Raw genomic sequence first — 25,270 nt, 5'->3', positions numbered from 1 at the left:
CGCTGGCCCGGCTCCCGCCAGACGTGCCCGTCGTTTCACGCCGGGGTCAGGAGCCGGCCGGGGGCCACGGATGAAGTGCCATGTCGGCCACCAGCTGGAGTTCCTCACGGCTGGTCCCGCCGGCGGCTTGGACGGCGATGCCGTTGGCCACGGTCATGAGATATCGGGCGAGCAGGGTGGGATCGGCGTCGGACGGCAGGTCGCCGTCGTCGACGGCTCGCTGAAATCGGTCCCGCAGGTGGGCGACACCCTCCTGGCGCCAGGCGGCGAGGGTATCGCGGGCTTGGCGGCCGGACTCCCCGGCCGCCAGCGAGCCCTGCACGCCCAGGCATCCGGCGGGGCAGTCCGGTCGCGTGTTGGACCTGACCGCACCGCCGAGGTATGCGGTCGCCACCTCCCTGGCGGTCGCCTGCCCCAGAGCACGGGCGAAGTAGGACGCCGGGCCCTCGGTGTAACGCTCCAGCGCCTTGCGGAACAGATCCTGCTTGTTGCCGAAGGCCCGATACATGCTCGTGCGGGTGATGCCCATCGCGCCGGTCAGGTCGTCGAGGCTGGAGCCCTCGTAGCCCTGCGCCCAGAAGACCAGCATCGCCCGTTCGAGAGCCTCGTCGGCGTCGAACGCCCGTGGTCTACCGATCGGTGCCGTCCGCCCACTACCCACGACGTCAGCCTATCTCTTCGGTATCGCTCGGTTCAGAAGTGCTACGGTGGCATTCGGTACCGATCGGTACCGAACTTTGGGGAGGTAGACGCATGGGACAAGTGGTTCTCATCACCGGAGGCACCTCGGGCATCGGCCTGAGCCTCGCGGAGGCGTTCCTGGAAGAGGGAGCCTCCGTGGCCGTGTGCGGCCGATCGCAGACAGCCCTCGATCGCTTCACCCGGGCGAACCCGCAGGCCCTGGCTGTCCAAGCCGACGTGACAGTTCCGGAAGCGAGAGCCGCCATGCTCGATGCGATCACCGAACGGTTCGGTCGGCTGGACGTGTTGATCAACAACGCCGGCACGTTCGTCGAACGGGATTTCACCGCGGTCGACGACGCCACCGTAGCCCTCGACCAGGAGATCGACCTGAACCTCACCGCACCCATCCACCTGACCGGCGAGGCGTTGCGGCGCTGGCCGGCCCTGGCCGCGATCGTGTTCGTGACCTCCGGCTTCGCCTTGGTCTCGCCCACCCGCGCGCCGACCTACGGCGCCGTCAAAGCCGGGTTGCACGGCTTCGCCGACGGCCTGCGCCGCCAACTCGCACCGCAGGGCACTCACGTGCTCGAGGTCCTTCCCCCGACCACGGACACACCCATGAACGCCGCCGCCACAGGCCCGAAGCTGCAACCTGCCGAGGTCGCAGCGGTCACGCTCAAAGCACTTCGGCAACGTCGGCCGATGGCGCTGCCGGGCCAGACCAGACTGATGCCGACGATGCTGCGGATCGCGCCCGGCACCCTCGGGCGCATGGTCGCGAAACTCTGACAGCCGAGAACCAGCCCGGCTGATACTCCAGTAAGGAGCTCCGTTTCAGGCCTCGGCGGCCTGGGTGCGGTCGTTTTCTGCGAGGGGGAGAAGCGGGAGAGTCGTACTCTTCGCCCGTGGTCTCGAAGGAGCTTTTCACGCGCCTGGTCGAGGACCAGGCAGTGTCCGATCACCCAGGCGCATCCCACGCTCGGGCGCTTGGACTGCTCACCGTCTTCAACTCCCTGTGGGAGTTCTATCTCCTGACCCCGTCCGGAGACGTTCTCGTCGACCGGGATGAAGGCGCTCCCGTTCCCGCTACCCCAGCCGAGCGAGAACTCGCCTATGTTCAGGCCGCCCGCCGTTTTCCGGGGCTGCGCCAGTTGATGCCGGAGCGCCCGCCGACCGCACGCACCTGCCCATATTGCGGCGGTTCCGGTGTGATCACCTTGAACGATCAGCGGAGCGTGTTCTGCGGTTTACCGTGCAACACCCGAGGATGGACAGCCGGCTCATAGGATCTCATCGCCACGTTCCTCGAACTCGCTTGCCGTAATCCGCGAGTCTGGCCGATCGCAGCGAGTCGAGCGGATGTCTGAACCCTCGAATCCGCCGTCGTCGAGGCATTCTCAGGCGTACACCTGCGATCGCCGGGCTGTCAGCCTGCCCGGTAGCCAGCCTGTCACCCGGACGAGGCGGGTCGGCCGAGGACCGGCATATCGTCGACGTGCGTGCCGGGCTGCCAGGGCCAGCGGTGGTACCGGTCCGGCCATACGATCTGTAAGGCGTCTATGGCGGCACCTGTGACGGCGTAGAACTGCGCGGCTACGGGAAGGTGGCGATCCGGCTCGATCACCGCGACGAATTGAACCTGGTGGCCCTCGATGACGTCGTCGGCGTATTGGCCGGGGGCGAATGTCCGTCGGCCCGCGATGACGTCATCGGCAACGGTGCGCAGAGTGGGCCGGGAGATGTCGGGCGGGAGCCCGAACAGGATCAGCTCGGGATGCCCGTGGCCAGTCAGACCGATCGTGTACCAGCAGGCTTCCAAGGGAGTCGGCTGCGGCACGAACTGCAGATATACCCCGGAACGCTCAACAGCCTCGCCGATCTGGGCCAGCCCGGTCTCCTGATATCCGGCCGTCACAGGTCCGCCTCCCGCCCGGTCGCCGTCGATCTTCAGCACCACCGCTGACGAGCGGGGTGCGCTGCTGAACCGCCTGCATACCCGGAAGCTGAACCCCCAACCTTGCTGGTCAGTTTGGCTGTCATCATCCCCGCGCGGGCCTCCAGGTCTCAGATCCACGTCCGCCGACCCTGCTGCAGAGGTCAGGCCGGTTCGCCATTGAACCTGTCGGAGCCGGGGCGGAGATGTTTTCCGCTTCCACACCCTGGGGGTACGGGCCGTCGTCGCTTCCGCCCACCTGGCCCACGAGCACGGCGAGAGCGCCGCGATCGAGCGTCTGCGCCCGGAGATCGCACGGCTGTTCTCGACCGCCGGCGGCGCCGAGGGGATCCAGTCCTTCATCGAGCGCCGTGACGCTGTCTTCACCGGCCACTGAACGGGGAGCGTGGCCGCCCGTCGGGGACGAGTCGTTCGTCGTCACCGGGGCCGAGAACGATCCTCCTGATGAAGATCGGCGGCGTCCGGTGCGTTCACGCTGATCTCGACCCTGTTGCGACCGTTCGCCTTCGCTGTGTAGAGGGCCTGGTCCGCCTCATGAACAAGGGCGTCGAGGTGCCCCGTGACCTGGGTGCTCAGTGCGACGCCTGCGCTGAACGTCACCGTGATGTCGGCGTCGGCGGCGCGCATCGGCGACGTCTCGATGAGGTGTCGCAGGACGTCGATGCGCCGGGCTGCATCCCTGCTGCTCGTTTCGCGGAGCAACAGGGCGAACTCTTCGCCGCCGTAACGTGCTGCCAGCTCTCCCGGATAGGTGGCAGCCTGCAGCAGGCCGGCGACACGGATGAGCACGTCATCGCCGGCCTTGTGTCCGTACCGGTCGTTGATCTGTTTGAAGAAGTCGATGTCGAGTAGTGCAACGGCGAAGTGTTCGCCGCTGGCGGCGATCCGTGACAGTTCCGTCATCAGGTGTCGCCGGTTGTACAGACCCGTCAGATAGTCGCGCGACGCTTGATCGACCAGGGTCTCGCGGAGTCCCTCGATCGTCACCAGTTGCTGACGAAGACGTTCGTTGGCCTGCTCCACCGCCTGGCGTTGCCGGTTCTGCTCGGTGATGTCGCGGGCCACCATGACCAGGCCCGCGGGATTGCCGCGCCGATCATGGAGAGCGGTGATACGGATGCTCAGGTCGATACCGGACCGGCCGGTACCCGTCACCACGTAATCGCCGGGGCCCCGTACGACGAGGTCGGCGAGTTCGGCGGAAACGGCAGTTCCCCGGGGTGTCGAAGGGTCGGCCGCCGGCATCTGGATCAGGACCTCGGCAGCCGCGGGATTGTGGTCGATGATGCGCCCATTAGGATCCAGGACGATCACCAGGTCGTCCATCGTCTGGAACAGCTTGTGATGTGCCACCGGGGCAACGGCCGTCACCGACTGGCTTTTGACCACCCAATACATCACCGGTGCGCCGACGGCGAAGCCGACAGCGGTCAGATCGATGAGCCGGCCACCAGAGCCGGCCGCCACGACGTTGATGGTGGCGGACGGGGCCGCTGACAGAACGGCGAGCAGGTAACCGCGGTACCGGTGGGTCGCTCTGATGAAGGTCCGGAAGATGGTGACGGCGGAGTACAGCACCAGGGCGTAGCAGTAGACGGCATGCAGCCAGAACAGCGGACCGAAGACGGCGGCGAGCGCACCGTCGAGATCCGTGGGCTGTAGGCGCACGATGAACAGGTGGTGCCACGGGTTGGTCAGCAGGGCCACGCCGCACACCAGTGGTTCACACAACAGCGCCAGGCCGGTGCGCCTGCTCAGGGTCCAGAATCGGTCGGCCAGCGTTCGTGCGGTCGCCCACCATCCCACGACGAGTAGGAAGACCCCTGGATACGCCGCCGCCAGACTGATCCAGACGGCCTGGGGGTTCTGGGTCAGCAGCGGCACCAACGACATGGCTGACCACCAGGCCGCTCCAGCGGCGATGAGACCGATCGTCACGAAACCGACGGCTTCGTGACGCCGGCGCCATGCGATGGCTCCCACCGCCATGGAGACAGCGATCGCTGCGCCGAACAGCGCTGACAGCCCCAGCACGGCCATCGCCACGTTCCTCCAGCAGGCTCGGTATCCCTACGTCTATCGGCAGCAAAGGCGAACCATCAAGCGCATGAGTCACCCATCGGCGTGAGGAGCAGCGAATCTGCGATCTCCGAAGCTGCGGTGAGCGTCGCGAAGTAGGAACGGTGGTCAGGCGGTGGTGGTCGGCTCCGGCTGCGCGGGTTCCGGTCGGGCGGTGTCGAACAGCGGGGCGAACCGGGCGCGCAGGAAGCGGTAGCCGAGCGCCACGACGGTGCCCAACACCGCGCAGGCGTACCACAGTGCATCGTCGCCCAGGTGGTCGATCGCCAGGCCGCCCAGTAGCGGGCCGGCGAAGGTCGCCGCCGACCAGGCGAACGTGTGCATGCCCTGGTAGCGGGCGCGGGCATGGGCCGGGGACAGGGCGGCCACCACGGCCATGCTGGTCGGGGAGTTGAGGATTTCGCCGACCGTCCAGATGCAGACGGTGGCGATGTAGAGCGGAACCGAGTCCGCCAGGGCGGTGAGCCCGAACCCCCATCCGGACAGCAGGGCGGCGACGACCAGGACGTCGAGTGGGTTCCGCCGCTTGATCGCACGGGTCAGGGGGATCGTGGCCAGCACGACGACCAGGCCGTTCATGCTGATGGCGAGCCCGTAGTCGACGCTGGAGAACCCGTTGAGCCCCATGCTGACCGGCAGTGAGGTCGTGTACTGCATCAGCACCATGGCCAGCAGGAAGGTCAAGCCCACGGCGGCCATGAACCGGCCGTCACGCAGCACGGGTCCCATGCCGTGGCGACCGGCGCGGCCGTGCCTGGCCGGTGCCTCGATCGGCGCGGCCGGCCGGGTCTCCGGCACCTTCAGGTAGATCAGCAGAGCACACGCGAGCACGGAGAGGGCGTTGCCGAAGAAGAGCAGGAGGTATCCGCGTTCGGCCAGCAGGCCTGCGCCGGCCGACGCCAGCGCGAACCCGATGTTGACCGCCCAGTAGTTCAGGGAGAAGGCCCGGACCTGGTCGGCGCGGGGCACCAGGTCGGCGATGACCGCCTGGATGCACGGACGGGAGGCGTTGGCGCTGAGTCCGAGGATGGTGGCGACCACGACGATGGCGACCGGATGCTGCATGACGCCGAGCGTCGCCAGAGCCACCGCGGTCGCCAGCTGCGAGATCAGCAGCGTGGGCCGGCGGCCGAAACGGTCCGCCAGCATCCCGGCGAGTACTGCCGAGACCGCTCCGCCGAGCCCGTACACGGCCGCCACCAGGCCGGCGAAACTGGCCGAGAATCCCTGGTCCGCGGTCAGGTAGAGCGACAGGAACGTGGTGACGAAGCCGCCGAGCCGATTGATCAGCGTGCTCGTCCACAGCCACCAGAACTCTCGGGGCAGCCCTCCCACCGCCTCGCGCAGTGCAGGGAACAGGCGGCCGGGACCGGGCCGTGCCGGCATGCAGATTCTCCCATCGGGGGCGTACGCGTCCGAGACAGCTGGGCCGGCGGGAAACCCGGTCGGTTTGATGAGCCCGTACGGCGTAGTCCGTTCGAGCCACAGCAGGATGGCGGTCTGCCGGATCGTCTCGGCGATTCTGCGGGGCTGTGCGGACGCGGCGCGCCACGCCGGCGGCCGGGGCGGTCACCGCTCAGCGGGCCGGCTGATCGTCGAGGACCACCACGACCTTGCCCCGGCCGTGGCCGCGTTCCACCTCCCGGTGCGCGGCCGCGGCCTCCTCGAGCGGGTAGGTGGCCCGCACGTGCAGCCGAAGCGAGCCCTTCTCCCACAGCGAGACCAGTTCGGCCAGGCGCTGCGCGGAACGTTGCGCCCGAACGCCACGGGCGCCGAGGTCCTGGGCGAGGGCGTGGTCGACGAGTGTCACGACGCGGTCCGGCTCGGCGACCAGCCGGATCGAGTCGCGCAGCGCCTGACCGCCCGCGCCGTCCACGACGGCGTCCACCCCGTTCGGCGCCAGGGCGCGCACCCGGTCCACCAGGCCGTCGCCGTAGGTCACCGGTTCGGCGCCCAGATCGCGCAGGTAGTCGTGGTTGGCCTCGCCGGCGGTGCCGATCACCCGGGCGCCCCAGGCCCGGGCCAGCTGGACGGCGACCGTGCCGACGCCACCGGCCGCGGCGTGGACCAGGACCACCTGCCCGGCGCCGACGCCGAGCTCGTGCAGGGCGGTGTACGCCGACTGGCCGGACGCCGACAGCGAGCCGGCGACCTCCCACGGCATGGTCGGCGGCTTCGCGACCGCGGCGCTCGCGTCGACCACCACGTAGTCGGCCAGCCCGGCGAGGAACACCCAGCCCAGCACCTCGTCGCCGACGGCGAGCCCGGTGATGTCGGGGCCCGTCGCGTCGACCACACCGGCGTACTCGTTGCCGATCTGCTGCGGGAAGGTCACCGGGAAGCCGGAGCCGCCCCGGCGCAGGCCGGTGTCGAACGGCTGCACGCCGGTGGCGCGGACCCGGACCCGGATCTGGCCCGGGCCGGGCTCGGGCACCGGCAGCTGCGCCACGCGTAGTACCTCGGGCGGGCCGTGCTCGTCGAAGACCACCGCCCGCATCGTCCGGCCCGCCGTCATCGGTGTTCGGGAGTCAGTCACCGGGCCAGGCTAGGAGCTCAAGCTTGCTTGAGGTCAAGCCGCGCCGCCCCGTCCTCGAGGGACGATCCAGTGGGGTCCTTCCGGCGACGCCCGCGTTCCGTCCGCGCTGGTGACGACCTTCTCGATCGGGCGTCCTGAATCCGGTCCGGTGCCGACCGGCCGTGGGCGGAGTGGCCGGCCGGCACCTGACGGACACCGCGTGACGGTCAGGGTTTGAGGACGACCTTCTCGCAGTTCTCGCGCTTGTTCTTGAAGATGTCGAAACCGCGTTCCGCGTCGTCGAGTGGCATGGTGTGGGTGATGATCCGGGTCGGGTCGAGTTCACCGCGTTCGATGCGCTGCAACAGCGGTTTCATGTAGCGCTGGACATGACATTGACCGGTACGCAAGGTCAGCGACCGGTTCATCCAGGCGCCGGCGGGGAATTTGTCGAGCAGTCCGCCGTACACGCCGATCACCGAGACCACACCGCCGCTGCGGCACGACATGATCGCCTGGCGCAGCGCGTGCGGGCGATCGGTCTCCGAGCGTACGGCCTGCTTGATCCGGTCGTAGGCGGCGATGTGCGCGCTGCCGTGGGTGGCCTCCAGGCCGACCGCGTCGATGCACTTGTCCGGTCCGCGCCCGCCGGTCAGTTCCAGCAGCCGCGACCGCACATCGACCTCGTCGAAGTTGACCGGGATGTGGCCGGCCCGTTCGGCCATCTGCAGCCGGTAGGGCTCCTTGTCGATGGCGATGACCTTCGCGGCGCCGAGCACCCGGGCGCTGTCCATGGCGAACTGGCCGACCGGGCCGGCACCCCACACCGCCACCACGTCGCTGGGCTGGATGTCGCACATCTCGGCGCCCATGTAGCCGGTGGGCAGGATGTCGGACAGGAACAGCACCTGCTCGTCGGTCAGGTCCGACTCGATCTTGAGCGGGCCGACGTCGGCGAACGGCACCCGCGCGTACTGGGCCTGACCACCCGCGAAGCCGCCGGTCAGGTGCGAGTAGCCGAAGATCCCGGCGGTCGGGTGGCCGAACATCTTCTCCGCGATCCCGGCGTTCGGGTTGCTGTTCTCGCAGCACGAGTACAGCTCGGCGGCACAGGCCGCGCACGCGCCGCAGGCGATCGGGAACGGCACGACGACCCGGTCCCCGACGCGCAGCCTGGTCGGGTCGACGCCCGATCCGACCTCGATCACCTCGCCCATGAACTCGTGGCCCATCACGTCGCCGTCCTGCATCGTGGGCACATACCCGTCGACCAGGTGCAGGTCCGAGCCGCAGATGGCGGTGGAGGTGATCCGTACGATGGCGTCGCGCCTGTTGAGGATCTTCGGGTCCGGCACGTCACGGACCTCGACCTTGTTACGGCCCGCCCAGGTGTTCGCCCTCATGCCTGCGCTCCCTTCGCGAGTTCGGCGTCCGACAGCGGCTGCGCGGGGCGCTGCGGGAACTCCTTGCGCGCCTGTTTGCCCCACGGGGCGCCGTCGGAGCGGACCACCTCGCCGGTCTCCAGTACCTGCTTGAGCCGGCGCAGGTCGTCGTCGAGCTGCTGGTGCGGTTCCTCGCCGAAGTACTTGGCGACCGCCTTGCCGATCGTGCCGCCCGGGATGTCGTAGGTCAGCGCGACGTGCACCTCGGTGCTCACCCCGTCGGGAGCGGGCACGAAGCGGACGGTGCCGGTGTTGGGCACGTCGGCGTTGCCGATCGAGCGCCACGCGATCCTGTCGCCGGGCACCTCATCGACGATCTCCGCGTCCCACCCGACGTCCTTGCCGAACGGGGCGTCGGCGGTCCAGTGACTCGTCCGTTCGCCGGTGGTGCGGACCTGTTCGAGATGCGCCATGAACGTCGGGAGGTTCTCCAGGTCGCGCCAGAACGCGTACACCTCCGTCGCGGGTTTGCGTATGGTCGTGGTCGCCGTCAATTCCATGGATCCTCCTTTGCGTGTGCCCCGCGCCTGCGCGGAGCCGATGTCCTTCGTACGGGTGGCCTGCACTGCGGTCAGCAGGTCGAGCACGGTGATCCCGGCGACGGCACCGGTCACGGCGAGCAGCCGTCGACGGCGGCTCCCGCCCCGGTGGGCCATGGCCATCCCCAGCGCGGCCAGGTCCATCGCGTCGCCCGCGACCCGGGTCCAGGCCCAGGCACCTTTGCGCCGGCTCGTCAGGAGGCCGGCCGCGTGGACCAGTTCCCGTGCCCCGACCAGTGGCACCACCGCCCGTGAGGTCGCCGAGTCGTCCACACCGCTGATCCGGCGCACCGTGTCCGGTGCCGCCAGCTGTGCCACGCCCAGGCCGAGACTCATCCAGCCGAGTCCACGGCCGCGCCGCTGTATCCGGGTCCGTCTGTCGTTCGCTCGCTCTCGGGTCGCCGGTCGAGTCACGGGCAGCCTCCGTGTCGTATCGCACTCGGCCGTGCCTCCTGGCCCACGGCGGCCTGGTTGCACGGCCCTGTCCAGGGCCGGATACCCCCGAAAGACGGCATAAACCACCAGCCGCAAACAAGTCGGCGAAGACAGCCCTCGGTGCGGGCCCTGTGATGTCGACGGCAGCGGAGCCGACACCTTAAGTCCGACAACTCTGCTGCCGAATTGCTTGGCCGTGCGGTACAAGATGCTGGTCTGGTGGGTCGTTGCGGGAACCGCGGCGACGATCGGTTACTACCTGCTGCCGCGCGAGGGTCTCGCCTCGAACCTGGTCTACAACACCATCGGGTTCTGCTCGGCGCTGATGATCGTGGCCGGCGTGCGCCGCTACCGGCCCCGCCGACCTGCCATGTGGTACCTGTTCGCCGCCGGGCAGACGTTTGCGGTCATCGGCGACCTGGTGTGGAGCTACTACGTCTACGTCCTGCACGAGGAGCCGTACCCGTCGTTCGCCGACGTCTGGTACCTCGCCGCCTACCCTCCTCTGGTCCTAGGGCTCCTCCAGTTCGTGCGGAGCCGCACCCGCAGCGACATGGAAACCCTCGTCGATGCCGGAATGGTCGCGGCCGGCCTCGGACTGGTCTTCTGGATCTTCGTCTTGCAGCCGACCGCCGCCACCACGTCGGCCTCGATGCTGGAAAAGGTGATCAGCACCGCCTATCCCGCGGCCGACGCCGTACTTCTGGCCCTGCTGACCCGGATGTTCATCGGTGCCGGCGCCCGCACGCCGAGCGCAAAGCTGCTAGGTACCGGTGCGCTGCTGCTGTTCGCGGCCGATGTCGCGTTCTCCGTGGTGTCGCTGCATTCCGGCGGCGACGGCTACGAGTTGTCGGCCGGATGGTTGCTCTCCTACGTCTTCTGGGGCGCCGCGGCGTTGCACCCCAGCATGGCGGCGGAGGGACCGCCGGCGTCGGCTGCGGAAGCCGGGATCGGACGGGGACCGGTCGCTCTGGCGACGGCATGTGCTGTGCTGGCACCGGCCATGTTGTTCGTGCCGCAGGCCGGTGCCAGCCTGGCCGGCCGGTTCGCCATCGCCACCGTGGGCATCGTTCTGTGTGTGCTCGCCTTCGTGCGCACCCGGGGCCTGGTACGCAAGGTGCAGCGCAAGACGAGTCAGCTGGAACACCTGGCCACCCACGACGATCTGACCGGGTCCGCCAATCGGCGGCACTTCGAGGACAGGCTGTGCCAGGTGACGGCGCATCACTGCGCCCACGTCGTGTACCTGGCCCTGACCGGATTCAAGAGCGTCAACGACGAGCTGGGCCGGCAGGTCGGCGACGAGGTCCTCGGACATCTGGTCGCCCGCATCCGCGGAGCAGCCCCCGCCGGCGCTCTGGTGGCCCGGATGGGCGGAGACGAGTTCGCGCTGCTGCTGACCGGCCACAGCACCGAGGCCGCTGAACGCGTCGCTGCCCGGCTCGCCGGCACCATGGGCGAGCCGATCCTTGCCGGCAGCAACGAACTGCTCGTCGGAGCGGGCATCGGTATCGGCGACAGTGAAGGCGCGACCAGTTCGGCAGAGGTCCTGCGCCGGGCCGAGACGGCCATGTACGCCGCCAAGGGCACCGGGGAACCGTACCGGCGCTGGTCGCCGGCGCTGGACGAGCAGGCCGGCGAGCAGGCTCGTCTCGGCGCGGAGATCCGCGCCGCCCTGGACGGCGACCAGTTCCGGGTGGTCTATCAGCCGATCGTCACCGCCCCGGCGGGCCGGATGGCCGGGGTGGAGGCGCTGGTGCGCTGGGAACACCCCGAACGCGGCCCGATCAGCCCGGCCTATTTCATCCCGGTCGCCGAACGCAACGGGCTCATCGTGGAACTCGGCGCGTGGGTACTGCGGACCGCCTGCGAGCAGATGGTCCGCTGGCGCGACGACACGATGGCGACGGCACCCGGCTATCTGAGTGTCAACGTATCGGCCCGCCAACTCGCCCGGCCCGGGTTCCCGCAGACCGTCGCGGACATCCTCACCACGACCGGTCTGCCGCCCACCCACCTCACGGTCGAAGTCACCGAGACGGCGGTATTCGACGGCGGTCATGCGGTGCAGGCCCTCCATCAACTGCGAGCCCTGGGCGTACGGATCGCCCTGGACGACTTCGGCACCGGCCACTCGTCGTTGCGGCTGCTGCGGACCGTTCCGGTGGACACTCTCAAGGTCGACAAGTCGTTCATCGACGACATCACCGGCGCCGGCGAGCATCGGGTGATCGCCGAGGCGCTCATCCACGTCTGCGAAGGCCTCGGGCTGACCGCGGTGGCCGAAGGCGTGGAGACCGCGGAACAGGCCGAAGTCCTGCACCGCATCGGCTACCGCCTGTTGCAGGGGTACCACTTCGGCCGTCCGGTCGCCGCCGCCGACCTCGACCTGCTGCCGTCACAACCCGCCATCACCGCATGACAACGCCGGGGCGGGCACAGCGCGACCCCGGCCGATCGCGCAGGAGGCGGCCGGCGGGAATCGCGGACCCCCGCCGGCCGGCCTCGGGTGTGGTCGTCAGCGGACGTGTGGCAACGCCCAGTCGAGGGCCTTGTCCGCGACCTGCTCCCAGCCCGGTTCGGCGCAGGTCCAGTGGGATCGGCCGGGGAACTCGTGGTAGTCGGTGATCGTGCCCGGGGCTTTGTAGTGGTCGGCGTTGGACCTGTTCACCGACGGCGGCATGATGTGGTCCGCACCGCCGGCGATGAACAGCAGCGGCGCCCGATCCTTGTTGTGGTAGTCGACCCACGTCTCCTGTTTGCCGGGTTTGAAGTTGGCGATGAGACCGTAGGCCCATACCCAGCTGCCCGGCGCCGGGATCGCGTACCGGTCGTAGGCCTCCCGGGACTGCTCTTCGGTGAGGGTGTTGGTGAACGCGTAGTGCCATTGTTCCGGGGTGAAACCGGCCGCCTGGTGCCGTTTCGCCGGGTTGTTGAGGATCGGGAACAGGGATTTGATCTGCGACGGCGGCGTGACCCGGATGCCCTCCGGCGGCGCGGAGTCGATCACCACGCCGGCGGCGCCGTGGCCACGGTCGAGCAGCAGCTGGGTGAGGGTGCCACCGAAGGAATGACCGATCAGGATCGGTTTCTCCGGCAACGAGGTGATGACCTTCTCGAGGTGGGCGAGCGTCTCCGGCACGGTCACGGTGGCGATCGGGGTCGGATCGGCGCGCAGCGCCTCCACCTCGACCTCGAAGCCGGGGTACGCGGGGGCGACGACGGTGTGGCCCCTGGCCTCCAGGTAGGGGATCCACTGTTCCCAGCTGCGCGGGGTGACCCACAGTCCGTGGATGAGGACGATCGTGCTCATGCGTTGTACTCCTTGAGGAAGGCGAGCAGGTCGTTGCCGAGCTCGGATCGGTGGGTGTCGGTGATGCCGTGCGGGGCGCCGGGGTAGACGATCAGGCGGGCGCCCTCGACCAGTGCGGCGGAGGCCCTGCCGCCGACCTCGAATGGCACGACCTGGTCGTCGTCGCCGTGGATGACCAGGGTCGGTACGTCGATGCCGGCGAGGTCGCCGCGGAAGTCGGTGGCGGAGAACGCGGCGATCGACTCGTAGGCGTTGCGGTGCCCGGCGGTCATGCTCTGTAGCCAGAACGCGTCCCGGATGCCTCGGGAGATCTGCACACCGTCGCGGTTGTGGCCGAAGAAGGGCCCGTCGGCGAGGTCCCGGTACAGCTGTGACCGGTCGGCCGCCGATCCGGCGCGGATGCCGTCGAAGACCTCGATCGGTACGCCGTGCGGGTTGTCGTCGCGGCGGAGCATCAGTGGTGGTACCGCGGAGACGAGTACGGCCTGCGCCACCCGGGCGCTGCCGTGCCGGCCGAGGTAGCGGGTGATCTCGCCGCCGCCGGTGGAGAAACCGACCAGGGTCGCCTCCCGCAGGTCGAGCTGTTCGAGCACGGCGGCGAGGTCGTCGGCGTAGGTGTCCATCTCGTTGCCGTGCCAGGTCTGGGTGGATCTGCCGTGCCCGCGGCGGTCGTGGGCGATGACCCGGTAGCCGTTCTCGGCCAGGAACAGTGCCTGGGCCTCCCAGCTGTCGGAGTTGAGCGGCCAGCCGTGCGACAGCACCACCGGGCGGCCGGCGCCCCAGTCCTTGTAGAAGATGGAAGCGCCGTCGGCGGTGGTCACGAAGCTCATCGGGCTGCCTTCCGGATCAGGGCGGCGGTGGCGCGGGGCTGGGACATCATGGCGACGTGCGAGGCCTTCACCTCGACGGTGCGGGCGCCGGCCCGGGTGGCCATGAACCGCTGCGCGGCCGCCGGGATCAGGTTGTCGTCGCGGGCGATCAGGAAGTGCGACGGAATCGTGCGCCAGGCCGGTACGCCGGACGGTTCGCCGAGGGTGGTGGTGTCGCCGGGCCGCTGGGTGACGGCCATCAGGTCGGTGACGTGGCGGGGCAGGTCGGCGGCGAACACCTCGCGGAAACGCTCCGGTTTGACGTAGCCGTCGTAGCCGCCCGGGTGTGGCCGGAAGTCCAGGGCGCTCTCGTCGAGTTTGGTGCCGGTGTACCTGACCTGTAGTTCGTGCAGGGTCTCGCCGGCGTCGGGGGCGAACGCGGCGACGTACACCAGGGCGGTGACGTGGGGGTTGTCGCGGGCGGCGTTGGTGATGACCATGCCGCCGTAGGAGTGCCCGACCAGCACCAGCGGGCCGGGCAGGGTGCCCAGGACGCTCGCCAGGTAGGCGGAGTCGGCGGCGAGGCCGCGCAGCGGGTTGGCCGGGGCGATCACCCGGTGGCCGTGGTGCAGCAGGATCCGGGCGACGTCGTTCCAGCCGGAGGCGTCGGCGAACGCACCGTGCACGAGAACGACGGTCGGCTTGCTGCGGGTGGACGCGGCGGCCGGTGTCCCGATCAGTGTGCCGGCCGCGATCGCCGCCGAGCCGGCGATGAGGTTACGTCGAGTTGGCATGCCCATCAGGCTGGTCGGCTCTCGACGGCCGGGCATCAGTACGTTGACTGTCTCGTCAGCGGCAGCCAGTGCAGGCGCTCACCGAGCCCGTCCGGGGCCGCGGCGAAGGCCCGCTCGATCGCCTGCCGTCCCTGGCTGAAATGTGACCAGCCCTCGTAGTGCACCGGGATGATGGTGCGTGGCCGGACCAGGTCGCAGAGCTCGACGGCCTCCGCCGCGGTGAGGCTGTAATGGAGCCGGCCGGTGATCGGGAAACGAACGGCGCCCAGGTGCAGCAGGACGGTGTCGACGGTCATCCGGCGCGGCACCTCCCGCACTGCCGGGTAGAGGACGGTGTCGCCGGTGATCCACAGGACGCCGTGCTCCTGGCCCGGCCACTGCAGGGCGAAGCCGATCACGTGTCCCACGATCGGTCGGCTCAGTGCCGGGCCGTGCCGGCACGGTGTCGCGGTGACGGTGAGCGGCGGCCGGTCCGGGGCCCGCAGGACCGTCTCCTGCCAGTCCCGCAGGCCGAGTGCCGGGCCGCCGAGACGGCCGGCCGCGGCCGGGTTGGTGATCACGACCGGTGTCCCGGCGATCAGTTCACGTCCGCGGTCGTCGAGGTTGTCGGCGTGGTGGTCGTGGCTGAGCAGGACGGCGTCGACCGGCCCGATCTGTTCCGCCGACAGCGCCGGTCCGGTGGTCTTGCGGGAGCCGGTGCCCCACCCGAAGGAGTAGCGGCGTCCGGGTGGGTCGAAGGTGGGATCGGTGAGGATCCGCCAGCCGGCGATCTCGATCAGCGTCGTCGGACCACCGATATGGGTGACTCGTACGTCTTTCATGCCTTCGACCCTTCGCGGCGACGGGGGCGTACGCATCAGTCAATTGACTGCGGCAGGGTTTCCAGAGCCGTGCGGAGCTGTCCCCGTCCGGTGATACCGAGTTTCGGGAAGATGCGGTAGAGGTGTGCGCTGACCGTGCGATGCGACATGAACAGCCGCCGGCCGATCTCACGGTTGGTCAGGCCGGTCGCGGCGAGTATCGCGGTCTGCAGCTCCTGTGCGGTCAACCGCTCCCCGGACGGCGTCTCGCGGCCGGCGCTCTCCTCGCCGGCCGCCCGCAACTCCTCGCGGGCGAGGCGGCCCCAGGCCTTCGCGCCGAGTGCGTCGAACCCGTCGCGGGCGGCTCGCAGCGCTGGACGGGACTCCAGGATGCGGCGGCTGCGGCGCAGCCACGACCCGTGGGCGAGGTGCAGCCGGGCCCGGTGCAGCGGCCACGCCGACAGATCCATCGCGAAGGCCGTCCGGTAGGCCTCCGCGGTGTCACCTTCCGGTGCGAGCACGGCTTCGGCGTACGCCAGCGACCGGTGCAGCATCGGTGACGGGAAACGGTCGGCCCGCTCCCGGGCGCGGGCCAGGATCGCCCGTACCGCGTCGGGGCGCCCGGACCGTACGGCGGCATCGGCGAGATCGGGCAGCGCCCACCCGCACATGTCCGGATGGTGGGTGTCGTCCTGCGGGTCGAAGACACGCAGCAGCAGGTCGAGTGCCTCGTCGTGGCGCCCGGCGGCGTTCGTGGCCATCCCGCGGGCGTGCTGGGCGGCCTGGGCGACGAATCGCACGCCGGTGACCAGAGGGCTGGCCAGCACCGCGTCGGCCAGCCGGACAGCGGCCCGGTCGTTGCCGTACATCGCTTCGAGCAGGGCCTGGGCGGCGCGGGCCGCGACGATCCAGAAGTGGTCGCCGGTCTCCTCGGCCAGCGCTTCGGCTTCTTCCAGGTCGGCGCGGATCGCGGGCCAGCGGCCGAGCCAGAGCCGGATGAAGGCGGTCGAGGACAGGTTGCGGGCCAGCAGCGCGGCCCGGCCCTGGGCGCGGTATCCGGCGGAGGCGGTGCCCATGAACGAGGAGGCGGTGACGAAGTCACCCAGGATCAGGGCCGCCCCGCCGAGGAATCGCATCGCGTCGATGTCGCTGCGGTCCGGGACCAGCGACGGCAACTGCCGCAGGACGGCGGGCCCGTGCACGTCGGGCTGGGCGTAGGCGGCGATCGCCAGCGCGGCGGGTTCGTCGGCGGCCACGCCGAGTTTGCCGAGCACCGCGGTGATCCGCTCGCCGGCGTCGGCCGGTAGACCGGCCCACCAGGAGCGGGAGGCGGCACGCCAGCACAGCATCGCCGCCAGCCCGGCGTCCCCGGCGGCCCGGGCGTCGAGAGCGAGGTCGCACAGCACGTCGAGGCGGGCGGTGTCGCGGACGTCGCCGGGTTCCACGATGTCGCGGACCAGCGCGAGCCGGGCCTGGTCGGCGGCGCTGCCCTGCGCCGGGCGTGCCTTGGCGACCAGCCGCGCCGCCACCTGCCGGTCGTGCATCTGCGACGCCAGTTCCGCGGCGCGCAGCAGCAGCGACGAACACCGTCCGGGGTCGGCCGTCAGCTCCGAGGCCCGGTCCAGGCCGCTGACGGCGACGCCGAGTGCCCCACGCTCCAGCGCACGACCGGCCGCCGCCTCCAGCTCGTCGCAGACATCCTCATCGGTGCCGAGGGTGGCGGCGCTGCGATGCCAGGCGCGCCGGTCCGGATCGGCGAGGCGCTCGGCGAGCATCGCGTGGACGGTGAGCCGGGTGAAGTCGTCCATCGCGGCGTACACCGCGGAGCGGACCAGTGGATGCCGGAACCGTAGGCGCCGCTCGTGGATCTGCACCAGCCCGGCGTCGATGGCCGGCTGGATCGTCCCGGCCGTGACCGCTGTGCCGGTCAGCGCCCGCGCGGTCGCGAGCAGGTCGGGCAACGGGCAGCCGGCGTCGGCGGAGAAGGCCGCCACCACCGCCCGGGTGGGGTCCGGCAGCTGCGCGAACCGGTCGGCGAACGCCGACTCCAGACGCTCGTTGAGCGGAAGCAACTCGGCGAGGTCCGCCCCGGGCCCCAACAGCCGGGGCAGCTCGACCAGCGCCAGCGGATTACCGGCCGCTTCGGTCAGGACACGCTCGCGCAGACTCGGCCCGAGGCCGGGCGCGTGGTCGGTGAGCACCCGTTCGGCGGTGGCGCCGTCGAGTTCACCGAGCCGCAGCTGCCCGAGACCGGTGCCGGACAGCACGCCGGTGTGCTGGGCCCGGACCGCGATCAGAGCCGCGATCGGCTCGACGCCCAGCCGCCGCGCCACGAAGACCAGCACGGCCAACGTCTCCGGATCGAGCCAGTGCGCATCGTCGGCGACGATCAACAGCGGTGTACGGGCGGCGCGGTCGCCGAGCAACTCGAGCACCGCCAGGCCGACGGTGAACAGATCCGGCCGCGTGTCCTGGAGCCCGAACGCGCCGCGCAGCGTCCGTTGCAGGGTCGGGGTCAGCGCGGGGAGGTCGGTCAGCAGCGGAGTGAGCAGCTGATGCAGTCCGGCGAACGGCAGCGTCGCCTCGGCCTCCGCCCCGTTCATGGCGAGCACCAGCATCCCCGCGTCGTCCGCCGCCTGCCGGGCCGCGCTGAGCAGCATGGTCTTGCCGATACCGGGGTGGCCGCGGATCACCAGGGCCGCACCGCGACGTGCCTGGGCCCCGGCCAGCACACCCGCGATGACGGCCAGCTCACTGTCGCGGCCGTGCATGACGTACCGGCCGGTGTCCCACTCGCTCACACGGGCACGGTACGGAGAGCCGGACACCGGTCGCGTCCCCGCGATCACGTAGCCGTCACGGTGAACCTCGTAGTCATCGAGGGTGTCACGTAGTCTGCTGCGGTGCTGTGGGGACGCGACACCGAACGCGCTGCGCTGGACACCCTGCTGGCACAGATCCGCGGCGGAATGAGCCAGGTCGTGGTGCTGAGCGGCGAGGCGGGTATCGGCAAGACGGCGTTGCTCGACGCGGTGGCCGAGGCGGCGGCCGATCTGCGGGTGCTGCGGGTGGCGGGCGTCGAGGCCGAGGCCGGGTTCTCGTTCGCCGCGCTGCACCGGCTGCTCATCCCGTACACCGGAGATCTCGATGTCCTGCCGCCTCTGCAGCGTGAAGCGCTGTCGGTGGCCTTCGGCCTGACCGACGGCCCCGCACCGGACCGCTTCCTGGTCAGCCTCGCCACGCTGTCGCTGCTCGCCGCGGTCACGGCGCGCGGCCCGCTGCTGTGCTGTGTGGACGACACCCAGTGGCTGGACCGCGAATCGCTCGACGTGCTCGCGTTCGTCGCCCGCCGGGTGCACGCCGAAGGCATCGGCCTCGTCCTGACCGTCCGCACCGGCACCGAGGACGTCGCCGCCCTCGAAGGCCTGCCGACGCTGGCGGTCGAGGGACTGCCGCAGGCCGACGCCCTGACCCTGCTGCGCTCGGTGGTCGGCGGCGTCCTGGACCCCAAGGTGGCGGCACAGATCGTCTCGGCCACCCGCGGCAACCCCCTGGCGATCACCGACCTGTCCTCGTCACTGACCGAGAACCAGCTGGCCGGGGCCCTGTTACTGCCGGAGCCGCTGCCCATCGGCAGTCGCCTCGAGGCGCACTACCTGCAACAGGTCCGCCGCTTCAGCACGCCGACCCGGCGCTGGCTTCTGGTCGCGGCCACCGAACCGCAAGGCGACATCGGCTACGTGACCGCGGCCGCCGGCGAACTCGGCGTTCCGCCCGAGGCCGCTGACGACGCCGAACGCGCCCGGCTGGTCTCCGTCGGCACGGAGATCCGGTTCCGGCACCCGCTGGTGCGCTCCGCCATCTACGGCGGAGCCACCAGTTCCGAACGCAGGCAGGCACACCAGGCCCTGGCCCGGGCCACCGTGCGGACCGCGGACGCCGACCGGCGCGCCTGGCACCACGCGGCCGCGGCACTGCAACCGGACGAGCAGGTCGCCGCCGACCTCGTCGTGGCAGCCGGACGGGCCGCCCGCCGTGGCGGGTACGCCGCCCGCGCCACGTTCCTCGCCCGTGCCGCCGAGCTGACCCCCGACGAACGGGCCCGGGCCGGCCGGCTGCTCGCCGCCGCCGAAGCCGCGTTCACCTCCGGCGCGCCGGCCCGGGCGCACCTGCTGCTGGACGCGATCGAACCGACCCTGCTCGACGCGACCGGGCAGGGCAGCCGGCTGATGCTGCGCGCCAGGACCTTCATCGCACTCGGCGGCGAACAGGGGATGGCGCAGGTCCCGGCCACCTGTCTGGCCGCGTACGGCGAATTCCGCACCGTCGACCCGGACCTCGCCCGTGACGCACTGCTCGGCGCGGTCGACGCGGCACTGACCGCCGAATACCTCACCGAGGGAACCGGGCTGCGGCAGATCGCCGACATCGTGCTCGACCGCGCGGCAGCCGAGGAGACCCTCACCGATCTCCTGCTCACCGGCATCGCCACCATGACCGTGCACGGTTTCGCCGACGCGGTACCCATCGTTCACCGGGCGACCGCCCGCGTCGCCGCCGGAGAACTGTCCGACCCGGATCTGCTGCGCCACTACGTCACGGCGATCACCGCCAGCACCCGGATCTGGGACGACCGGACCCGGGAGACGGTCCTGCACCGGGCAGCCGACGCGGCCCGCAACACCGGCGCCCTGCACACGCTGGAGACCTCGCTGTACGCGCTGGCGCTGCACGAGACCACACTCGGCCGGCTCGACACCGCGGACGAACTGCTTCTGGAGGTCCAGCAGTTGCGGAGCGCGGTCGCGAGCACGCCCTACATGTGGGAGATGTACCGCAGCCCGGAACAGGTCGGCTGGCGGGCACCCGACGATGCCCGGGAACGCATCCAACGCGCACATCAGGCGGCCGTCTGGCTCGGGATGGGGTCCAGCGCCGGCCTGTCGCGTATCGGGCTGGTCATTCTGGACCTGGCACTGGGCGACTACGCGGCGGCGGCCACGGTCGCCACCGAACTGCTCGACGACGACTACGCGGGCGCGTACACCCGCATCCTGCCCGACCTGGTCGAGGCCGCGACCTACGCCGACGACCGGGCCGCCGCCGGACAGGCACTGGCGCTGCTCACCGAGCGCGCGACGATCAGCGGCACACCCTGGGCACGAGGTCTGCTGGAGCGGTCCCGGGCACTGCTGGCCGCCCCCTCCGATGCCGAGGAGGCCTTCCGGGCAGCGATCACGATCTTGACACCGACCGCCGCGGTCGGTGATCTGGCGCGTACCCATCTGCTCCACGGCGAATGGTTACGGCGGCAGCGGCGCCGCAGAGACGCCCGCGCCGCACTCCGCACCGCACTGGCCATGTTCGAGGACATCGGGGCGCCCGCGTTCGCCGAACGCGCCCGCCAGGAACTCCTCGCGACGGGGGAGACCGCCCGCCGGCGCGGCCCCGAGACCGCCGGTGACCTCACCCCTCAGGAGGCCGCCATCGCCGTCCTGGCCCGCGACGGCCTGACCAACCCGCAGATCGCTCAACGGCTCTTCATCAGCGCCAGCACCGTCGACTACCACCTTCGCAAGGTGTTCAGGAAACTCGGTGTGGAGTCGCGGCGGCAACTCGGGCGGGTGCTGTGACCGTCACCGCCGGATGCCGCGTCCCGGGCGGGACTTCACGGTCCCCGGCCTGAGCGCCGGTCCCTGACTGCCGGATTCTTCGTACGCCGACGACTACCGTACAAAGGGCAAATGGGGAGTTGTTTCTCGGAAAGGTTGCCGGGTGGAAACGATTCTTTCCCTGGGGACCCGTGTGCGCGGCCGCCTGGCGTCGCCATACATCGTGGCCGGTCTGGCCACGGTGACCGCCTTGGCCGCGGCCTCCGCCCTCCTGCCCAGGCAGTCCCTGATCTTCGGCATGGTCGCGCTGGGCCCCGCCCTGGCGGCCCCGTCGGCGTGTCCGGCGGCGGTACTCGCCGTCGGCGGATATGCGCTCGTCGCGAGCTTCGCCGTTTCCACCTGGCAGGGACTGCTCGGCTCCGCCGGCCAGGTTTTCCGGCTGGTGTTCGTGGCCGTGGCCGTCGTCATCTGCTGGTTCCTCGCCCTGCACCACCAGCGGATGCTGCGGGCCTCCGGCGCCGCGGCCCGGGAACGGGAGCGCCTGGCCGCCGTCGCCGAGCAGTCCAGCGACGCCATCATCGCCAGCACCCTCGACGGCGTCGTCACCGCCTGGAACGGCGGTGCGGAACGCATGTACGGCTGGCGGGCGGACGAGGTCATCGGCCGGCCGTTCGCGGACCTGATCCTGCCGCCCGGCAGCGGAGATGCCGTCCGGGAGTCGCTGGCCAGGCTGGCCAGGGGGGAGCAGGTCACCCACGCCGAGACGAAGCGGGTCCGCCGGGACGGCACCACCATCCTCGCGTCGGTCACCGTCTGGCCGGTCCGCGACGAGCACGGTGCCGTGGTCGCCGCGGCCGCCACCGAGCGCGACATCACCGAGGAGGCGACGGCCCGGGAGCGCACCGCACGCGCTGACCGGATGGAGAGCCTGGGCCAGCTCGCCGGGGGAGTGGCCCACGACTTCAACAACCTGCTCGCGATCATCCTCAACTACGCCGACTTCCTGGCCGACGAGGTCACCGGCGATGCCGCCGACGACCTGGCGCGGATCCGTAACGCCGCCGACCGGGCCCGATCCCTCACCAGCCAGCTGCTGCTGTTCGCCAAACGTGAACCCACCCAGGTGGAGGTCATCGACCTCAACGAGGTGGTCGCCGAGGCCGCCGAACTGCTCAGCCGCTCCATCGGGGAGAACATCCGCCTGGTCAGCCGACCGGCCGCGGAACCCATGCCGGTCCGGGCCAACCGCGGACGGCTCGACCAGATCCTGCTCAATCTGGTGATCAACGCACGGGACGCGATGCAGGACGGGGGTGTCGTGTCGATCGAGACCGACCTCGTCGAGGCAGGCCACTACGTCCAGCTCACCGTGAGTGACAACGGCTGCGGGATGACCCCGGAGGTCCGGGACCGTCTCTTCGAGCCGTTCTTTACCACCAAACCCGCCGATCGCGGTACGGGCCTGGGGCTGGCCACCGTCTACGGCATCGTCGGCGACGCCGGCGGGACCATCGGGGTCGAGTCGACGCCGGGCGTCGGCACGATGTTCCGCATCCTGCTCCCGTCGGCTGCCGCGGAGATCACCTCGACGGCCGGCCCGGCGCGGGACGAGCACGGTCACGGCCACGGTGAGCTGATCATGGTGGTCGAGGACGACGACTTCGTCAGCGATCTGGTGATCAGGATCCTGCGGGACCACGGCTACCGCGCCACCGCCTTCGGCGACGGCCCGCTGGCCGCCCTCGACCTACACGACGTCGCCCTGCTGCTCACCGACGTCGTCCTGCGCGGCCGGTCCGGCCCCATGCTGGCCGCACGCCTGCGGGTCCGCCGACCCGACCTGCCGGTGTTGTTCATGTCCGGCTACAGCGACGCGGAGGTGCGTCGCGAGCACGGCATCGACATCGCCGTCCCGATCCTGCAGAAGCCGTTCACCGCTGTCGAACTGCTCGCCGGAGTGGGCGAGGCGCTGAACACCGCCCGGGCGGCCCACCACGCGGAGAACAGCTAGCCGAGTCGAACGGACTCGACCGCAAGGTATTTCCCCACCTCCTCCGGTCTCCGTCAGTACGACCAGAGTCCGTATATCGATCAGGAGCGGGAGCCAGTCGTGGAACCTGAACTGCAAGCCCTCGCCGCCACCGCGGCGGCGACCATCGTCGGTGCGATGGCGGGCGACGCCTGGAAGACGGCGAAGCAAGCGGTTGCCCAGCTGTGCGGCCGCGGCCGGGCGGCCGTCGTCGAGGATGTCACCGCCGAACTGGAACACGACCGCCGGCGACTGGTCGCCGCCCGAACCACCGCCGACGCGGAGGCTGAAGAAGCGGTCCAGGTCTACTGGGCCGACCGGCTCGCCCGCCTGCTCGCCATCCGGCCGGACATCGCGGCCGACCTCGACGCGCTCGTGCACAGGCTCGGTCCGGCCGGCACCCTGCCGGCGTCCGCCGCGGCGCCCGCCCACCACTTCAACGTCCACGCCCGCGGCCGGGCACAGGTCAACGTGTCCGGCGGCGACATGAGAATCGGGCGCTGACGATGACCCGCCCGGAAGCCGACGACGACCGCGGCAATCACCTCGACGCGCGGGCCCGCGGGCACGCCCGTGTCTACGGAGCCGGCCAGAACATGTCGATCGACCGCTCCCGGCACAGCGCCGACAGCGGGTACCGGTTCGGGACGGGCAACTCCTTCGGCCCGCACAACAACTTCGGCCGGCAGCACATCGGCGAACAGCACATCGGCGACCGGTACGAAGTCGACCTCAACCCGGTGAGTGCCCTGTTCACCGGGCGCGGGCCCGGCCGGGTGCTGATGGTCCTCGGGCTGTGCGTCTCGGCGTTCTGCTTCGCCGGCTGGATGTCCATCGTCTTCGGCGGCATGTCCGGCGACATCGACAGCCCGCGCGACGCCCTCGGCACCCGTCTCGGTTCCGGCATTCCGGTCGGCGCCGTCTACTTCCTCGGCTTCGGGTTCGGCGGCATGCTGCTGGGCATCGGCAACTCGATGGCGAAGGCCGCGGTCAAGGGCGGCAGCCGGACCGGCCACCTGATCGCCACCGTGATCGTCTGCGCCGGGGGACTCCTCTGCGTGGTGTACGCGCTCGGTGGCAGCCCGCCGTCGACGCTCCTGCCGTTCTCCGGCAGCCCCGGAGTCGACGTGCCGGCGGGCGTGGTGAGTGACACCAGGACCTCCGCCAAGCGCGGCGGGCTCACGCTGACCGTCACGAGGATCGAGAATGTCGACGGGCACGGCGTCGTCCACCTGCACGTCCGCAACAACACCGGCCACACGATCGGCCTGCCCCTCAATTCGTTCGTGGTCACCGGCGGCGACGGGCACGCCTACCAGCCGAGGCCCTTCGGCGGCGACTGGAACCCCCAGATCGGCGCCTCCGCCCGGCAGAGCGGCACCATCGATCTCCAGGAGCCGGTCGAGAGAGGCACCGGCGACCTACGGGCGGAATTCACGATGGTGATCGGCGAATCCGCGCCGAAAGGCATCGCGGTAACCGGTATCCCCTCCCGAGAATGACCACGGCGATCCGGCTCGAGGAGCCCCACCGACCGCCGCCGTGGCATGACGGAGCCTGATCAGGGCAGTGGGCACGGTTCGTCGTCACGGCACTGGTCGGTGATGAAGATCTGCGGCGGGAAGCCGGGAAGGAAGCCGATCGGCATGTCACCGTCGACGGCCAGCTCGTAGACCGTGAACGTCACGTCGCAGTCACCGCCGTCCACGCGGCGCACGGTGATGGCGATGGGCAGTCCCAGATACTCGTCCGGGAGCGGGACGGTCGTGTCGACATGGTCCTCGTCGGATTCGAGCACCCCGCCCGCTCCCGGCCGCCCGGCCACGGCGACGTCCCAGGCGAGCCGCGCCGGGCATGACGCGGCGCCGCCGTGCCGGTGGAAGGTCCCGCCGAGGGAGAACACGGCCGGCCGCCGGGCCTCGTCCTCGGCGGCCTCGTAGGTGACGCCGATTGCCGCCGTGCCGGCCGGCAATCGCCATTCCAGCCACCGGTCCGTGCCGTTCTGGCCGCTGGCCACCCCGTAGACGGGACGGTCACCCGTGACATACCGCAAGGTGTCGTCGCCCGCGACGATGTTGGCGGCCGTCGTCGCCACCACGAAGATGAACAGCGCGGCGAGACCGACCATGAACAGCGAGCCGCCGCCTGCTTCGTCACGGTCGGCCCGACCCATACCCCCACACTAACGCCCATCGATGGCGGTCCGGCCGTTCCGGCCCGGTCCCTCCACCACGGCGACGCCTGCCGGGTGCCTCGCGGGCGCCG

Annotated in this window: 20 protein-coding genes; 7 read left to right on the top strand and 13 right to left on the bottom strand. The window is 70.6% G+C overall.

What is annotated here, in order from left to right:
* Positions 1-46 precede the first annotated feature (46 nt).
* Positions 47-661 (bottom strand): TetR/AcrR family transcriptional regulator, encoded by a 615-nt coding sequence (locus BC793_RS34820; RefSeq protein ID WP_239170465.1) that lies wholly within the window; start codon positions 659-661, stop codon positions 47-49.
* On the opposite strand from BC793_RS34820, the gene BC793_RS34815 reads away from it, so the two are divergent.
* Both BC793_RS34815 and BC793_RS49130 read left to right on the top strand, forming a co-directional pair.
* Positions 625-1,473: an SDR family NAD(P)-dependent oxidoreductase gene (locus tag BC793_RS34815; protein WP_146246582.1), complete on the top strand. Its 849-nt coding sequence runs from the start codon at positions 625-627 to the stop codon at positions 1,471-1,473. The two genes, BC793_RS34820 and BC793_RS34815, sit on opposite strands and share 37 nt — an antisense overlap.
* Positions 1,474-1,589: 116 nt before the next feature.
* Complete coding sequence (locus BC793_RS49130; protein WP_146246581.1) at positions 1,590-1,970, top strand: hypothetical protein; 381 nt, start codon at positions 1,590-1,592, stop codon at positions 1,968-1,970.
* A gap of 164 nt (positions 1,971-2,134) precedes the next feature.
* Here the strand turns inward: BC793_RS49130 and BC793_RS34810 are convergent, their stop codons facing one another.
* The 6 genes from BC793_RS34810 to BC793_RS51805 form a co-directional block, all read right to left on the bottom strand.
* On the bottom strand, positions 2,135-2,641 hold the full coding sequence (locus tag BC793_RS34810; protein ID WP_109600357.1) for a DUF4262 domain-containing protein: 507 nt from the start codon (positions 2,639-2,641) through the stop codon (positions 2,135-2,137).
* A 414-nt stretch (positions 2,642-3,055) separates the two neighbouring features.
* On the bottom strand, positions 3,056-4,678 hold the full coding sequence (locus tag BC793_RS34805; RefSeq protein ID WP_146246580.1) for a histidine kinase N-terminal 7TM domain-containing diguanylate cyclase: 1,623 nt from the start codon (positions 4,676-4,678) through the stop codon (positions 3,056-3,058).
* Between the two features lie 147 nt (positions 4,679-4,825).
* A complete protein-coding gene (locus BC793_RS34800) occupies positions 4,826-6,103 on the bottom strand; it encodes an MDR family MFS transporter (RefSeq protein WP_109600353.1) in 1,278 nt (425 codons plus the stop codon).
* A gap of 190 nt (positions 6,104-6,293) precedes the next feature.
* Positions 6,294-7,214 carry an NADP-dependent oxidoreductase gene (locus BC793_RS34795; RefSeq protein ID WP_109600351.1) on the bottom strand — a complete coding sequence of 307 codons (921 nt, stop codon included), beginning with the start codon at positions 7,212-7,214 and terminating at the stop codon, positions 6,294-6,296.
* Between the two features lie 245 nt (positions 7,215-7,459).
* Entirely contained in the window at positions 7,460-8,635 is a 1,176-nt protein-coding gene (locus tag BC793_RS34790) for a zinc-dependent alcohol dehydrogenase (RefSeq protein ID WP_109600350.1), read from the bottom strand.
* A complete protein-coding gene (locus BC793_RS51805) occupies positions 8,632-9,549 on the bottom strand; it encodes an SRPBCC family protein (RefSeq protein ID WP_239170464.1) in 918 nt (305 codons plus the stop codon). The genes BC793_RS34790 and BC793_RS51805 overlap by 4 nt, the downstream gene beginning before the upstream one ends.
* A gap of 295 nt (positions 9,550-9,844) precedes the next feature.
* Between BC793_RS51805 and BC793_RS34780 the strand changes: the two genes are divergently transcribed.
* Entirely contained in the window at positions 9,845-12,070 is a 2,226-nt protein-coding gene (locus tag BC793_RS34780) for a putative bifunctional diguanylate cyclase/phosphodiesterase (RefSeq protein ID WP_307784591.1), read from the top strand.
* Positions 12,071-12,166: 96 nt separating this feature from the next.
* Here the strand turns inward: BC793_RS34780 and BC793_RS34775 are convergent, their stop codons facing one another.
* Genes BC793_RS34775 through BC793_RS34755 form a run of 5 tightly spaced genes read right to left on the bottom strand, consistent with a single transcriptional unit; the run spans position 12,167 to position 18,165 of the window.
* Positions 12,167-12,961 (bottom strand): alpha/beta hydrolase, encoded by a 795-nt coding sequence (locus BC793_RS34775; protein ID WP_109600348.1) that lies wholly within the window; start codon positions 12,959-12,961, stop codon positions 12,167-12,169.
* Positions 12,958-13,791 (bottom strand): alpha/beta fold hydrolase, encoded by an 834-nt coding sequence (locus tag BC793_RS34770; RefSeq protein ID WP_109600346.1) that lies wholly within the window; start codon positions 13,789-13,791, stop codon positions 12,958-12,960. Before BC793_RS34770 ends, BC793_RS34775 begins: the two co-directional genes overlap by 4 nt.
* Positions 13,788-14,564 carry an alpha/beta fold hydrolase gene (locus BC793_RS34765; protein WP_239170463.1) on the bottom strand — a complete coding sequence of 259 codons (777 nt, stop codon included), beginning with the start codon at positions 14,562-14,564 and terminating at the stop codon, positions 13,788-13,790. The genes BC793_RS34770 and BC793_RS34765 overlap by 4 nt, the downstream gene beginning before the upstream one ends.
* Before the next feature lie 35 nt (positions 14,565-14,599).
* Positions 14,600-15,385 carry an MBL fold metallo-hydrolase gene (locus tag BC793_RS34760; protein ID WP_109600342.1) on the bottom strand — a complete coding sequence of 262 codons (786 nt, stop codon included), beginning with the start codon at positions 15,383-15,385 and terminating at the stop codon, positions 14,600-14,602.
* 35 nt (positions 15,386-15,420) lie between these two features.
* Positions 15,421-18,165, bottom strand: coding sequence for an AAA family ATPase (locus tag BC793_RS34755; protein ID WP_109600340.1), 2,745 nt, complete (start codon positions 18,163-18,165; stop codon positions 15,421-15,423).
* A 102-nt stretch (positions 18,166-18,267) separates the two neighbouring features.
* On the opposite strand from BC793_RS34755, the gene BC793_RS34750 reads away from it, so the two are divergent.
* The 4 genes from BC793_RS34750 to BC793_RS34735 all read left to right on the top strand — a co-directional run bounded on the left by BC793_RS34750 (position 18,268) and on the right by BC793_RS34735 (position 24,507).
* On the top strand, positions 18,268-20,997 hold the full coding sequence (locus BC793_RS34750; RefSeq protein ID WP_109600338.1) for a helix-turn-helix transcriptional regulator: 2,730 nt from the start codon (positions 18,268-18,270) through the stop codon (positions 20,995-20,997).
* Between the two features lie 142 nt (positions 20,998-21,139).
* Positions 21,140-22,987 (top strand): hybrid sensor histidine kinase/response regulator, encoded by a 1,848-nt coding sequence (locus BC793_RS34745; protein WP_239170462.1) that lies wholly within the window; start codon positions 21,140-21,142, stop codon positions 22,985-22,987.
* A 99-nt stretch (positions 22,988-23,086) separates the two neighbouring features.
* Positions 23,087-23,509 (top strand): hypothetical protein, encoded by a 423-nt coding sequence (locus BC793_RS34740; protein ID WP_109600336.1) that lies wholly within the window; start codon positions 23,087-23,089, stop codon positions 23,507-23,509.
* Between the two features lie 2 nt (positions 23,510-23,511).
* The gene (locus tag BC793_RS34735) at positions 23,512-24,507 is read left to right on the top strand and encodes a hypothetical protein (RefSeq protein WP_109600334.1); all 996 of its coding nucleotides are present in this window, start codon (positions 23,512-23,514) and stop codon (positions 24,505-24,507) included.
* 59 nt (positions 24,508-24,566) lie between these two features.
* Here the strand turns inward: BC793_RS34735 and BC793_RS34730 are convergent, their stop codons facing one another.
* Positions 24,567-25,178 carry a hypothetical protein gene (locus tag BC793_RS34730; RefSeq protein WP_109600332.1) on the bottom strand — a complete coding sequence of 204 codons (612 nt, stop codon included), beginning with the start codon at positions 25,176-25,178 and terminating at the stop codon, positions 24,567-24,569.
* Positions 25,179-25,270: the final 92 nt, after the last annotated feature.

The organism is Actinoplanes xinjiangensis, assembly GCF_003148685.1.
In the GTDB taxonomy this organism is placed as follows: domain Bacteria; phylum Actinomycetota; class Actinomycetes; order Mycobacteriales; family Micromonosporaceae; genus Actinoplanes; species Actinoplanes xinjiangensis.
The sequence above is the reverse complement of the archived record's forward strand: the minus strand, read 5'-3'. Positions and strand labels throughout refer to the sequence as shown.

Coding starts and splice junctions, on each gene's coding strand:
- BC793_RS34790 (WP_109600350.1), bottom strand. CDS start 8,635: ATGAGGGCGAACACCTGGGCGGGCCGTAACAAGGTCGAGGTCCGTGAC.
- BC793_RS34800 (WP_109600353.1), bottom strand. CDS start 6,103: ATGCCGGCACGGCCCGGTCCCGGCCGCCTGTTCCCTGCACTGCGCGAG.
- BC793_RS51805 (WP_239170464.1), bottom strand. CDS start 9,549: ATGAGTCTCGGCCTGGGCGTGGCACAGCTGGCGGCACCGGACACGGTG.
- BC793_RS34775 (WP_109600348.1), bottom strand. CDS start 12,961: ATGAGCACGATCGTCCTCATCCACGGACTGTGGGTCACCCCGCGCAGC.
- BC793_RS34805 (WP_146246580.1), bottom strand. CDS start 4,678: ATGGCCGTGCTGGGGCTGTCAGCGCTGTTCGGCGCAGCGATCGCTGTC.
- BC793_RS34765 (WP_239170463.1), bottom strand. CDS start 14,564: ATGCCAACTCGACGTAACCTCATCGCCGGCTCGGCGGCGATCGCGGCC.
- BC793_RS34770 (WP_109600346.1), bottom strand. CDS start 13,791: ATGAGCTTCGTGACCACCGCCGACGGCGCTTCCATCTTCTACAAGGAC.
- BC793_RS34735 (WP_109600334.1), top strand. CDS start 23,512: ATGACCCGCCCGGAAGCCGACGACGACCGCGGCAATCACCTCGACGCG.
- BC793_RS34730 (WP_109600332.1), bottom strand. CDS start 25,178: ATGGGTCGGGCCGACCGTGACGAAGCAGGCGGCGGCTCGCTGTTCATG.
- BC793_RS34795 (WP_109600351.1), bottom strand. CDS start 7,214: ATGCGGGCGGTGGTCTTCGACGAGCACGGCCCGCCCGAGGTACTACGC.
- BC793_RS34760 (WP_109600342.1), bottom strand. CDS start 15,385: ATGAAAGACGTACGAGTCACCCATATCGGTGGTCCGACGACGCTGATC.